Source organism: Mycobacterium sp. NGS62 (assembly GCF_059812285.1).
In genome coordinates this window covers 1-11,485 of the sequence record NZ_JCALCK010000027.1, presented here as the reverse complement: position 1 = coordinate 11,485, position 11,485 = coordinate 1, and the positions used below count along the sequence as shown (strand labels likewise).

The 11,485-nt window shown below is 63.0% G+C and carries 10 protein-coding genes and 1 pseudogene; 7 read left to right on the top strand and 4 right to left on the bottom strand.

Features of this window, described 5'->3' with window-relative positions; translation table 11 throughout:
• Positions 1 to 246: 246 nt before the first annotated feature.
• Positions 247 to 903: a class I SAM-dependent methyltransferase gene (locus AC5Y49_RS24090; protein ID WP_499891900.1), complete on the bottom strand. Its 657-nt coding sequence runs from the start codon at positions 901 to 903 to the stop codon at positions 247 to 249.
• A 153-nt stretch (positions 904 to 1,056) separates the two neighbouring features.
• Between AC5Y49_RS24090 and AC5Y49_RS24085 the strand changes: the two genes are divergently transcribed.
• Positions 1,057 to 2,580: a multicopper oxidase family protein gene (locus AC5Y49_RS24085; RefSeq protein ID WP_499891899.1), complete on the top strand. Its 1,524-nt coding sequence runs from the start codon at positions 1,057 to 1,059 to the stop codon at positions 2,578 to 2,580.
• A 68-nt stretch (positions 2,581 to 2,648) separates the two neighbouring features.
• Here AC5Y49_RS24085 and AC5Y49_RS24080 read toward each other — a convergent pair whose 3' ends face one another.
• Positions 2,649 to 3,038: a four-helix bundle copper-binding protein gene (locus AC5Y49_RS24080; RefSeq protein ID WP_499891902.1), complete on the bottom strand. Its 390-nt coding sequence runs from the start codon at positions 3,036 to 3,038 to the stop codon at positions 2,649 to 2,651.
• A 984-nt stretch (positions 3,039 to 4,022) separates the two neighbouring features.
• Between AC5Y49_RS24080 and AC5Y49_RS24075 the strand changes: the two are divergent.
• The 4 genes and pseudogenes from AC5Y49_RS24075 to AC5Y49_RS24060 form a co-directional block, all read left to right on the top strand.
• A pseudogene (locus AC5Y49_RS24075) lies at positions 4,023 to 4,325 on the top strand (hypothetical protein); the annotation flags it as partial.
• Between the two features lie 83 nt (positions 4,326 to 4,408).
• A complete protein-coding gene (locus AC5Y49_RS24070; RefSeq protein WP_499891898.1) occupies positions 4,409 to 4,555 on the top strand; it encodes a hypothetical protein in 147 nt (48 codons plus the stop codon).
• A 63-nt stretch (positions 4,556 to 4,618) separates the two neighbouring features.
• A protein-coding gene (locus AC5Y49_RS24065) for an IS3 family transposase (RefSeq protein ID WP_499891897.1) occupies positions 4,619 to 5,763 on the top strand; the annotation gives its coding sequence in 2 pieces (ribosomal slippage) (positions 4,619 to 4,886 and positions 4,886 to 5,763; 1,146 coding nt in all).
• Positions 5,721 to 7,013 carry an ISL3 family transposase gene (locus AC5Y49_RS24060; protein WP_499891896.1) on the top strand — a complete coding sequence of 431 codons (1,293 nt, stop codon included), beginning with the start codon at positions 5,721 to 5,723 and terminating at the stop codon, positions 7,011 to 7,013. Before AC5Y49_RS24065 ends, AC5Y49_RS24060 begins: the two co-directional genes overlap by 43 nt.
• Before the next feature lie 418 nt (positions 7,014 to 7,431).
• On the opposite strand, the gene qcrB is transcribed toward AC5Y49_RS24060, so the two are convergent.
• The gene (gene qcrB, locus AC5Y49_RS24055) at positions 7,432 to 9,090 is read right to left on the bottom strand and encodes a cytochrome bc1 complex cytochrome b subunit (protein WP_499891895.1); all 1,659 of its coding nucleotides are present in this window, start codon (positions 9,088 to 9,090) and stop codon (positions 7,432 to 7,434) included.
• Between the two features lie 237 nt (positions 9,091 to 9,327).
• Between qcrB and AC5Y49_RS24050 the strand changes: the two genes are divergently transcribed.
• Together AC5Y49_RS24050 and AC5Y49_RS24045 are read left to right on the top strand one after the other, a co-directional pair.
• Entirely contained in the window at positions 9,328 to 9,834 is a 507-nt protein-coding gene (locus tag AC5Y49_RS24050) for an SRPBCC family protein (RefSeq protein ID WP_499891901.1), read from the top strand.
• Between the two features lie 580 nt (positions 9,835 to 10,414).
• Entirely contained in the window at positions 10,415 to 10,759 is a 345-nt protein-coding gene (locus tag AC5Y49_RS24045; RefSeq protein WP_499891894.1) for a hypothetical protein, read from the top strand.
• Positions 10,760 to 11,263: 504 nt separating this feature from the next.
• On the opposite strand, the gene AC5Y49_RS24040 is transcribed toward AC5Y49_RS24045, so the two are convergent.
• Positions 11,264 to 11,485: transposase (locus tag AC5Y49_RS24040; RefSeq protein ID WP_499891893.1), on the bottom strand; the 222-nt coding region annotated here is incomplete at its 5' end.

The window sequence follows — 11,485 nt, the reverse complement described above, 5'->3', positions numbered from 1 at the left end:
CGACGCACCAGCCCTGGCAATATGCGAGAAAACCGAGGACGGGCCAGGGTGTATCGGACGAGCGAGTTCGCAGTTCATCGCGCACGTTGCCGATGAGGAGCCTTCTGCGCGTCCAGCGAGCATAAATGCAGAATATACCCCGTACCCGTATCTGTAAATAGGAATGTTCGGCAGTTGAGTAGTCCTAGATTCTGCCCTGACAGATACCGATGAGGCGCCAGTGGCGCCGCGCGCCCGTCGCCGGGCTTACCGAGCCTGTGGCCGTTCCGCCGTGATGTAGCGCAGCAGCAAACGGTCGCCGGCGCCGACGATGGAGAACCCGGCATCGGTAATCAGCTGATCGAGCTGGTGCAGGCGGTTCTGCTCTCGCACATGGGCGTTGACAACCGCAGCAACCCGGTGCAAGACGCCACCGCCCGAGGGGCGAAGATCGGCAATGCACAGCCGCGCGCCCGGTCGCAGAACACGAAACATTTCTCGCACTGCCTCGGCACGGCGGTCGACCGGGAAGTGGTGAAACGCCAAGCTGGACACCACCAGGTCAAACGACTGGTCGGCGAAGGGCAGATCTTCGGCGCCAGCAACCTGAAACGTGGAATTGGCCGACGAATGCTGCGCGGCGTAGTCCACCATCGATTGTGACGGATCGATCCCGACCACACTGCCACTGGGCCGCACCGCCTGAGCGATGCGTCGAGTGAAATACCCTGTGCCGCAACCGACGTCGAGTACCCGCTGGCCTGGCTCGGCGCCGGATAGCGCGACCAGCCGGTCCCACACGCGGCCACGTTGCCCCAGAAACCACGCATTGGCGATCAATTCATAGCTACGCGGATAGTTGATTATCCACCCGGCGCCGTCACCGTGCCGATGATCAGTGAACAGCCGCTGCGTCAGTCCCATCCTAGAGCCCTTCCTCGATACACTGTCGTTGCGACCCTACCATTGGTACGGCGTACCCCTACGGGGTAGGTTCAAGTTCGGGCGGAACGCGATTCTGCTCTCGCAGATGAACGAATGACCTAATGGCGCAACGAGAAGGATAGGGGGTTACGTATGCGTGAAACAACCTTCGACACAGTGCGGCTCAGCAGGCGGGGATTCATGGCCGCCACCGTCGCCGGCGGGTTCGCGCTGGCCGCCTGCGGCCGATCTGGCAATCAAACAGATAGCGGCAACACGACAATGGCGGCCGCCATCGCTGCTGCCGAGGCGGCCCGGCCGCACACGGGCCGCACCGTGACAGCCTCGTTGACGCCGCAGCCGGCGACAATCGACCTGGGTGGGATCACCGTTCGCACACTGGCTTACGGAAACACCGTCCCGGGTCCACTGATTCGCGCCAATGTCGGCGATGAGCTCGCGGTCACCGTCGCCAACCGGCTCGATTTCCCCACCTCGGTACATTGGCACGGCATCGCGCTGCGCAACGACATGGATGGCGTCGCACCGGCCACCCCGAACGTCGACGCCGGCCGTGACTTCACCTACCGGTTTTCCGTACCTCACTCCGGCACCTACTGGGCGCATCCGCACGTCGGCCTGGACGCCGACTACGGCCTGTATCTGCCGGTGATCGTCGACGATCCCCGAGAGCCGGCGCGTTATGACGCCGAATGGATCGTCGTGCTCGACGACTGGACCGACGGTGTCGGCAAGACCCCCACACAGATCTATGACGACCTGACCAAGCAGCGTAGGCCCAGCATGAGCAGCATGCCCGGCATGGAAAGCATGCCCGCCATGGAGATGGACGGCATCGGCAACAGCAGCCTGCTGGGCGGCGATCCCGGCGACATCTCCTATCCGTACTACCTGGTCAACGGGCGCATCCCCGCCGCTCCCACCACGTTTAGCGCCAAGCCCGGGCAGCGCATCCGGATCCGCATCATCAACTCCGGCTCCGATACCGCGTTCCGCGTCGCACTGGCCGGGCACTCGATGACCGTCACGCACACCGACGGCTATCCCATAGTGCCCACCGAGGTCGACGCGCTTCTGATCGGCATGGCCGAACGCTACGACGTCGTCGTCACCGCCGCCGACGGCGTTTTCCCGCTCGTCGCCCTCGCCGAAGGCAAGAACGCCCTTGCGCGGGCGCTGCTCTCCACCGGCGCCGGCAGCGCCCCCGACCCTGGGTTTCAGCCGGCCGAACTCAACAAGCGAATCGGCACCGTCGAGATGTTCACCGCCGCACCTGAAGTCGATTTGGGTCCTGCTAAACCCGACGTTAACCTCCCGGTCGTCTTGAATGGCGACATGATGAAGTACGACTGGATGATCAACGGCGAGCCCTACAGCAAGTCCAAGCCGCTACAGATCCGCCAGGGCCAACGCGCCACGCTGGCATTCGACAACACCACAATGATGTACCACCCGATGCACCTGCACGGACATACCTTCCAGGTGATCAAGCCCGACGGCAAGCCCGGCCCGCGCAAAGACACCGTCAACGTACTGCCCAAGCAGAAATTGACCGCCGTCCTCGTCGCGGACAACCCTGGCGTCTGGGTGTTCCACTGCCACAACACCTATCACCAAGAAGCCGGCATGATGACCACTCTCAACTACATCACCTGAGCGGTCACAGCCGGAGGCAGAATGCCATTGTCTAGTGTCGCAGTCTTGCGGGGCGCCGGGCGAGCATTTCAGCCGAGCGACCCGATGAGTTCGCGGCATGCCCGTTCGCAGCGGCGGCAAACCTCTCCGCACACGCGGCAGTGCTCGTGATGGCTTGCATGCCCGTCACACTCGTCTGCGCAGCTTTTGCACGTGATGGCACAGGTTTCGAGCACCGTTTTGGTCAGGTTGGCGTCATAGCCGGTGTGCCGGGACAGGACGCGGCCGGTAACCTCGCAGATGTCCGCGCAGTCAAGGCAGGTGCGGATGCATTTTCTTAGCTGGTCGACCTCAGCTTCGCTGAGGCAGGCGTCTGCACACGCTGTGCAGGCTTGTGCGCATTCGATACAGGCCTCGATACAGGCGGTCAGCTTGGCTTTGTCCACGCCACCGAGGTCTTGGGGATAGGTCTTCAGCATGCTGCTGGTAGTAGTCACGTGCACTCCTGTTCTTCAACCGCAATGTTTTGGTGATTTTCTGAGGAGGGACGCCCCCGCTTCACGCGTACCCGGGCCGATATGCTGCCAAACCGAGTGGGCGGCAAGCCTGGCTTCATCACTATCCCGACTCGTACGGTCGCCTTCTGGCTGGACAAATGCAATGGCGGCTCCGGTCCGCATCGGATTGAGTAGCCCGCCCGGTGGTCGCCAGCACGGCGGCGACGCGCTAGGCAACGCTCAAACAGGTCACCGTTGATGGTGGAATGCCTTGCAAGTCGACAAGTTCGGCTCGCGACGACCCGAAAGGTCGCGGCGCAACCGAGGTCAGATCGTCGGCCTCAATAGCGATATCGGTACCACGTCTATCGCGATGCGAGAGGCCTGGTCTGCTCCAATTGGCCCCACAGCAAACACGTCCGGCCCGATTCACTTCGGTTTGTGAGCGGCGCGGCGTAACCAGCCTGCCGCCCTCGCGTTAGGCGGCGTGTTCAATCGATGGGCCGATGTGGACATTCTCGAGTGACTTGACGATCCCAGCGGACCCATTGTGTGATGGTGGCGCATGTGCCTTTCGATCGCCGCCCACGCCCTAGGGTCAGCGGACCAGTTGTCAGAATGTGGCGGTCCCGGGCGCTTTGTGCATCGGCTGTAAAGTCGCTGAATGCAAGAGGTTGACGCCTTTTGGTGAGTTGCAGCTAGTGGGGCTGGAGCAGTCGGTGGTGCCGGAACACCTTCTCTTGTCCGTCACCGGGGCGTGGCGGTCTCCGACCCAGCAGGGCCGGCCTCGCTGTAATTGACGCAGCACGCATTCGTTGATGGGCCCACCTGCTCCGCGGCGGTGTCGGCGGCGATGGGCCATGCGGTGGCTTTGTGCCCGACCTGCGGCACGGACGCCTGGGTAACGGAGCCAACCTTGTGAGCACCTTCCGTCCAGTCGGCGATGCCACCGAGCTCACAGATGACGTGTGCTGCGCGGAGTCCACGCACGTCGCGTCGAAGTCGCTGGCGTGGGACGCGGGATGGCACCGGGCCGCTCGCTGGGCGCGGCGGCTGGCCTGCGTCAGCCTGATCGCGATGCTCACCGAGGGTGTCGTGGGGCTGTGGCAGGGCCTAACGGTCAGGTCCATCGCACTAACCGGGTGGGCGCTAAGCAGCGCGCCCGAGGCATTGGCCAGCGCGATGGTGGTATGGTGGTTCACCGGCTCGCGGACCCTATCCGAGACCGCCGAACGGCGCGCCCAACGCGGTGTCGTTTTGGGGCTCTTCGGATTCCAGCGGGGTCCGGTGCTGGCTTTGAGGTCGGCGTGCCTTGCGGTTTGGGGGAACGAAGGTGCCTGAGTCTTTGAAGCGTGACCATCAAATTCAAAAGCACCTTCGTCCGTTATGAGCCTAGTCAGATCGTCGAAGCCCTGGTCGGGCTCAAGGATGTCCGCGTCCTGGCCTATCGACGTATCGGTCCCGATGTCGAGCTGGTGATCGTGGCGTGTCCCCGGTGAATGAGTCCAGCAAGTTTTAGAGTCCTGTGGCCCGAGGTCGGGCTGGAAGGGACGATGAAACACATGGCTGGTCGTAAGCGCCATTCCGCGGAGGACATCGTGCGCAAGTTGCGCCGCGCGGACGAGTTGGCTGCCGAGGGCAAGACGGGCGAGGAGATCGCCGCCGAACTGGGCGTCTCAGCGGCCACGCTATACAACTGGCGGCGCGCCTATGGCGGTATGGACACCGATGCCGCTAAGGAACTCAAGGACCTGCGCGAGCAGAATGCCCGCCTCAAGCGGCTGCTGGCCGATGCCGAACTGGAAAAGGACGCGCTGCGGGAGGTCGCGAAGGGAAAATTCTGAGCCCAGCTGCCAAGCGCCGCGCTGTGGACATGCTCAGGCAGACCTTGAGTATGTCGGAACGGTTAGCGTGCAAGGCCGTTGGGCTGGCCCGCTCCACCTACCGCCGGCTGCCTGCGGCGCAGACCCCGGCCGATCCGGACGCCGAGATGAGGGCCTGGCTGCGCTGCTATGCCACCAAACACCCGTGTCATGGGTTCCGGCGTGCCTGGGCGGCGTTGCGCTATGACGAACGCCGTGAGGTCAACAAAAAGAAGGTCCACCGACTCTGGCGCGAAGAAGGCCTGCAGGTGCGGGTGCACAGCCCGCGCAAGCGGGCCGGGGTGTCCTCGGTCCCGCCGATCGAGGCCGATGCCCCGAACGTGGTGTGGGCGATTGACTTCCAGTTCGACTCCACCACCGACGGGAAGGCGATCAAGATTGCGTCGATGATCGACGAACACACCCGCTGCTCGCTGATGCACATCGTCGAGCGTTCGGTCACCGCTGAACGACTTGTGACCGAGCTGGAGAAGGCTTTCGCGGCGGCCGGTGGGCCGCCGAAGGTACTGCGGATGGACAACGGCCCGGAGCTGGTTTCTCAAGTGCTGCAACGGTTCTGTGAGAACAAGACCGGCATGGTCTATATTCCGCCCGGCTGCCCCTGGGACAACGGCTACATCGAATCGTTCAACAACCGGCTACGCAAGGAGTGCCTCAACCGCAACCACTGGAACACCCTGTTCGAGGCCCGCGTGGTCATCGGCGACTTCAAACATGAGCACAACCACCGACACCGCCATTCGGCGCTGGGTTATCGCACCCCGGCCGAGTACGCTGCGGCATGCAGGCACACCCACGCCCCGATGGCCTGCGAGATCAACTGAATCCGGATCAAACAAACCCGACTCTAAAACCGGGTGGACTCAGCAACGGGGACTCGCCAATCGAGCAGACCGTCGTCGATCGGTTATGCCCGACTTGCGGGGGCGCCGGCCAGATCAAGGAGCGGCCGACGGTGCGCTATGTCGACCTGCCCGTCTACGGCCAGCCGATGCGTCTGGCGTGGCGCAAGCACCGTTTGATCTGCCGGCGACCCGGCTGTGCGGGGGCGAGCTGGACCAGTGCCGACCATCGCATCGCGGCCAAGAACTGCCTGCTGACGACCCGCTGCGCCAAATGGGCGACCATGCAGGTCGGGACCGGTCGTGCGGTCTCCGATGTCGCCGGTGAGCTGTCCTGCGACTGGCACACCGTCAACGACGCGGTCATGACCTACGGTCGGGCGCTGCTTGCTGCGGACCGGCGTCGCCTGAACGCCACGTCCGCGATCGGCTTGGACGAGACCTCGTTTGTGAAACTGTGCAGCCGCCGGGGCCGCTCGTATGCGACCACCGTCGCGGATGTCGCCAACCACCAGATCATCGAGATCCTGCCCACCCGAAGCTATGTCGATGTCGCCGGCTGGATCGACCAACAACCCCTGGCCTGGAAACACCGCATCCGCTTCGGCGCCCTGGACATGTCGGCGACCTACGCCGCGGTCTACACGGTGATGCTGCCCCGGGCGCAGCAGGTCGTCGATCCCTTCCACTGCGTGCAACTGGCCAACCGGACCCTCGACGAGATTCGACGACGCGTGCAGCGTGAACAAAAAGGCCACCGCGGCCGGCGTCACGACCCTCTCTACCGCGTCCGACGGGTGCTGCTCACCGGTGAGGAACGCCTCGATGCCAAGGCCACCCAACGCCTGAGTTCACTACTGCAACTGGGCGATCCCCGCGGCGAAGTCGCCCTGGCCTACCGCGTCAAGGAACGACTGCGCGAATTCTACCGCTGCACCGACATCCACACCGCCCGCGCGATGCTCTCCGAACTGATCGACCACTGCCTACGCCCGGGCCTGCCGCCCGAACTGAACAAACTCGCCCGCACCCTCAAAGCCTGGTTCGACAAGGTCTGCAACTTCCACATCGCCCGCGTCAGCAACGGGCCCACCGAGGCCCTCAACAACCTGATCAAACGCATCAAACGCATCGGCTACGGCTTCACCAACTTCGAGAACTACCGCGTCCGAGCACTGCTCTACGCCGGTAAGCCCAACTGGCGGGTTCTCACATCCATCGTCGTCCGATGAACACAGCACCCCGGCAAGATCCGAAGAGCCCGATTAGGCTGACGGAGCCCTACATCGCCGCCGAATCTATTCGGCACCTGTTGGTGAGCACGGCCACCTGGACCAGCGACGCGTCGATTTCGCCAGCGGCGCTAGTAGCCCGTTGGCCGCCGCTGCCTGCCGACCCACCAGGTGACCAAGCGCATCCGGTCTACGGCCGGCAAATTTGTTGCACGCTGGCTTCTGGCAGCCAGCACCTCGTCGGCCGATCGGCCCGCCAATGCGAAACTGGGAAAGTCTCACGCTGTGCTAAGGTCGCCGATTCGCCAACCAGGTATGCGGCGGTCAGCACCATCGCGTTAGTCGGCCGATGTGGATTGGCCGTAAGGCCAGATGTGGTGGTCATGGTCAAATTGCACGTCATGTGCGATGAGCCCTCTTACGGGGCTTTCTGGTTGTCATCTCTGGCCAGTTGCCCGTCGCCGGAACTACTGATCGTCTGGTGTTGCCGCAGCGTGGCGATGGCGCGCTGCTCGGCGAAGTGCGCGGCCCGGGTGAGCGCGTCGCTTTGCTCCACAGGATCCGGACGCAGCAAACTGCCCGCGCCCGGAGTTCCGCCGGCACCGAGTTTGTTCATCCGCTTGGGCACCGCCGCGCCCTGATACTCCAGGGCAATCGGATGGCCGTGCTCGTCGACGTCTCCGAGCGGTTGATGTATTTCGATGTAGGCGCCGTGCGGAAGGCGTTTGATGATGCCGGTCTCGACGCCGTGCTGTAGCACCGCGCGGTCGCTGCGCTGCAGCCCGACACACCACCGGTACGTGATGTAGTAGATGATCGGCGGCAGCACCACCATCCCGATGCGACCGATCCAAGTCGTGGCGTTCAGCGAGACATCAAACGTATAGGCCAGGATGTCGTTCATTCCGCTGAAGGTCAGCACCAGGTAAAAGGAAATCGCCATCGCCCCGATGGCGGTGCGCACCGGCGCATCGCGCGGACGCTGCAACAGGTTGTGGTGTGCGTTGTCGCCGGTGAGTTTTTTCTCGATGAACGGATAACTCATGAGCAGCACGAACACCACTCCCATGATCAGCGCCACCCAGAACGCCGCGGGGACGGTATGGCCCCACACGTACAGTTCCCACGCCGGCCAGAGCCGGGCCAGTCCCTCGGTCCACATCAAATAGAAATCGGGTTGGGAACCGGCCGACACCTGCGACGGCGTGTAAGGACCGAGATTCCAAATCGGGTTGATCTGCAACAGCCCACCCATCAGACCCAAAATGGCAACCGTCATCGCGAAGAACGCGCCGGACTTAACCGCGAAGACCGGCATCACCCGCACACCCACCACGTTGGTCTCGGTGCGGCCGGGACCGGGGAACTGGGTGTGCTTCTGAAACCACACCAACGCCAAGTGCACGCCGATGAGTGCCGCAAAGATCGCCGGGAATATCAGGATATGGATGGCGTACATGCGCGAAACGACGATGTCGCCGGGAAAATCGCCACCGAACAGCGCCCAGTGCAGCCACGTGCCGATCACCGGAACGCTCATCGTGATCGACGACAACGCGATACGAAGGCCGGTGCCCGACAGCAGGTCATCGGGTAGCGAATAGCCGAAGTAGCCCTCGAACACGGCCAGAATCAGCAGCAGCGCGCCGATCACCCAGTTGGCTTCCCGCGGCCGCCGGAAGGCCCCGGTGAAAAAGACTCGGGCCAGATGCACCATGATCGCCGCGGCAAACATCAACGCCGCCCAATGGTGGACCTGGCGGATGAACAACCCACCGCGTACCTCGAAACTGATATCCAGCGCCGACTCGTAGGCCTTCGACATCGCCACGCCCCGCAGCGGTTGGTACACCCCGTTGTAGGTGACCTCTGTCATCGACGGGTCGAAGAACAGGGTCAGATACACCCCGGTGATCACTAGCACGATGAAGCTGTACAGGGCGATCTCGCCCAGCAGAAACGACCAATGCGTGGGGAACACCTTATTGAGCTGTCGCCGTAGCGCCGCTGAGGGGTGATACCGCGAATCAACCGCATCGCCCTGATCAGCGAGGACGTCGTCAAGTTTCGGACTCATCGGCAATACCGATGCCGGGAGCACGTGCAGAGGCTCGGTTGCGCAACCGCGCTCACCGCCGCCCGGGCCGTGAAACCGGTACGAGCGACCACCCTGGCGTCACCGGGCACCGAACTCGCGACGGTGGGACAACGGTCAGCCAACGGGCTTGCGCCGCCGGCGACATCGTTGCATGCTTTAATGCGCATATGTTTCTGTCTATCAAAGGCGATGGAACGAGGCAAGGAGGTGTGAACGATCGCGTTCACCGATTCGGTCAACGTTGATGCCCCGTGCCAACGGGTGTGGGACGTTCTGCGCAACATCGATGGCTGGCGGTTGCCGTCAAAGAGCGGGCACCAGGCGTTACAGCATCTTGATGATCGCCGACCAGCCGAGCTGGGTGCCACACTACGAATCCGGGAAAAGATTGGCGGCATAGCCGGGGAAGCCGCCGGACGGATCACTGCTGTGGAGCCGGGCGTGGCTCTCACCTGGGAAGGCAAGGCGAGCTACCGCTGGCTTGGCCTGTCGGTGCCAGTTCAGGAGGGCGTGACATGGCGGGTTCGACCGCGGGGCGGTGCAGTGAGTGAACTCAGTGCGCGGGTGTGGGCGACGTTTCCGCATTCTGGGACCGGCCGCCTCGCCGAGTTCGCGTTCACACGGCTGTTCAAGGGACTCGACAAAGACCGGGCGCATGCCCGTACCGAGCTGGAGTACGTCAAGCGAACAATCGAGGCGTCGGGACCGGCTACCGCCGACTGACCCCCTGCGCCGTCGCGCCGCGCGGAGCATGAAACGCGATCAGGGCACAAAAGCGGCCAGCTCAACACCGTTCGTCGCGCCGATGCTGCCACTCTCCATGCGTCGGTGTGAGGCAGCGCCTGCGTCATGTCCTTCCAGCTGCGGGAGGAATTCGCCGACGGTGTGGATGTAGGAACGGTAGTTCAGGCCGCGGTACGACACAGGGCTCTTCGATGATGCGCCCTTGCAGTTCAATTGCTGCCATCCGCGCAAACCCCGTGATGGCCGAGGGTTTTAGTGCCATAAGGATAATGCCGGCGGGAAGGACAGCATGGCCGCAACGATGTGTTGCGTATGATCGGGCCGTGGTGCCTTCGCGCACCAATGCGGGTTGAATACCCGCAGTAGCCGGTTCTCCCTCTCCTAACACGTCGGTCTTGATTGGGCCTGCGTCGCCCAGTTCAGCGATGGCGTTATCGATCTAGCGTCTGGGCTTTAAGATTTCGGCTGGAAGGTCAGTTACGCCGAGCCTACTTGCGGTCGTCGATCTGGAAGTTCCACGCCTGTGGCCTTCGAGTGGTGGCTGCTATGATCGGCCACCGTGACGCGCTACGAGTCTCCCAACAACGGTGGCGACGACCAGAGCCGGTACACAGCTTCTGGCCAGGGTCGAAAACAGCCTTCCTCCACCCGGTGGTATCGCAGGCCCGTGGTGTTGTTGGGAGTGGTCGTCGCGATCCTGGTTGCGCTGATCATCTTCGGCTTGATCGCCCTGTTCACTGGCAACCAGGGCGGCATTCCCGCCATAACTACGACCACGACTACGACCACCGCGCCGAGCACCACCACGTCGGGCGGCTTTCAACTGCCGTCCTTGCCGTCGGAGATCACGTTGCCGTCGGAGATCACGCTGCCGTCGGAGATCACACTGCCGTCACTGCCGTAGCCGGGCGTGAAGAGAACTTCGCCACCACTGCTGCCCGGGACGCTGCGCACCGGCCGCCCCCGAATTGGTTATATGTACGTGGGTTTGGAGTGTGCGGGGTGTTCCTCACGCGTGTTTGAACGGCCCTTTCGGCCCGGCCGAACAGTACTATCGTTAACTCTGCATCCGATGTGCACAGCGCCTAACCACCGTAACTTAACCCGCGCGTTCGACAGCGACCTTCTTTGGCGCCAGAATCGTTGCGTGGAGATCCACGACTGGAGATAACTGGCGCTTACCGCAGCGATCTGGATTCATGTCGGCGAGGAATTGGTCCCGTTTTCCTGATTGGGTGGCACGACACGTTGGTGGCACCTTTAGTACCCGGTTCTTCATCGTCTCGCATGCAACAACATTGCTGCCAACGATCACAGCCGCTGGGCTAATACCGATAGCGTCCCGAGGAGTGGTGGACTTCGGATCTGGCGTGGCTCACGCTGTGCGATCAACGAGTCATGTTGAACGCTAGGTGATTTGGTGTTGTTTCGCAAGTGCTGCGGCGGCGTGTTTGGCGGCGATGACCACACGCAGTTCGTCCATGGAGATATCGGAGAGGTAGCGGCGGGTGACCTGCCATTCGTCGTGGGCTTCGATGACAACGGCGGTGGCCAGGCGCAGGAACGCCGCGGGATTGGGGAAGATCTCCACGACATCAGCGCGGCGCTTGATCTCCTTGTTGAGTCGTTC

Excerpts from the sequence above, each read along its gene's own strand:
- AC5Y49_RS24060 (WP_499891896.1), top strand. The coding sequence starts at position 5,721 with ATGCAGGCACACCCACGCCCCGATGGCCTGCGAGATCAACTGAATCCG.
- qcrB (WP_499891895.1), bottom strand. The coding sequence starts at position 9,090 with ATGAGTCCGAAACTTGACGACGTCCTCGCTGATCAGGGCGATGCGGTT.
- AC5Y49_RS24080 (WP_499891902.1), bottom strand. The coding sequence starts at position 3,038 with ATGCTGAAGACCTATCCCCAAGACCTCGGTGGCGTGGACAAAGCCAAG.
- AC5Y49_RS24085 (WP_499891899.1), top strand. The coding sequence starts at position 1,057 with ATGCGTGAAACAACCTTCGACACAGTGCGGCTCAGCAGGCGGGGATTC.
- AC5Y49_RS24090 (WP_499891900.1), bottom strand. The coding sequence starts at position 903 with ATGGGACTGACGCAGCGGCTGTTCACTGATCATCGGCACGGTGACGGC.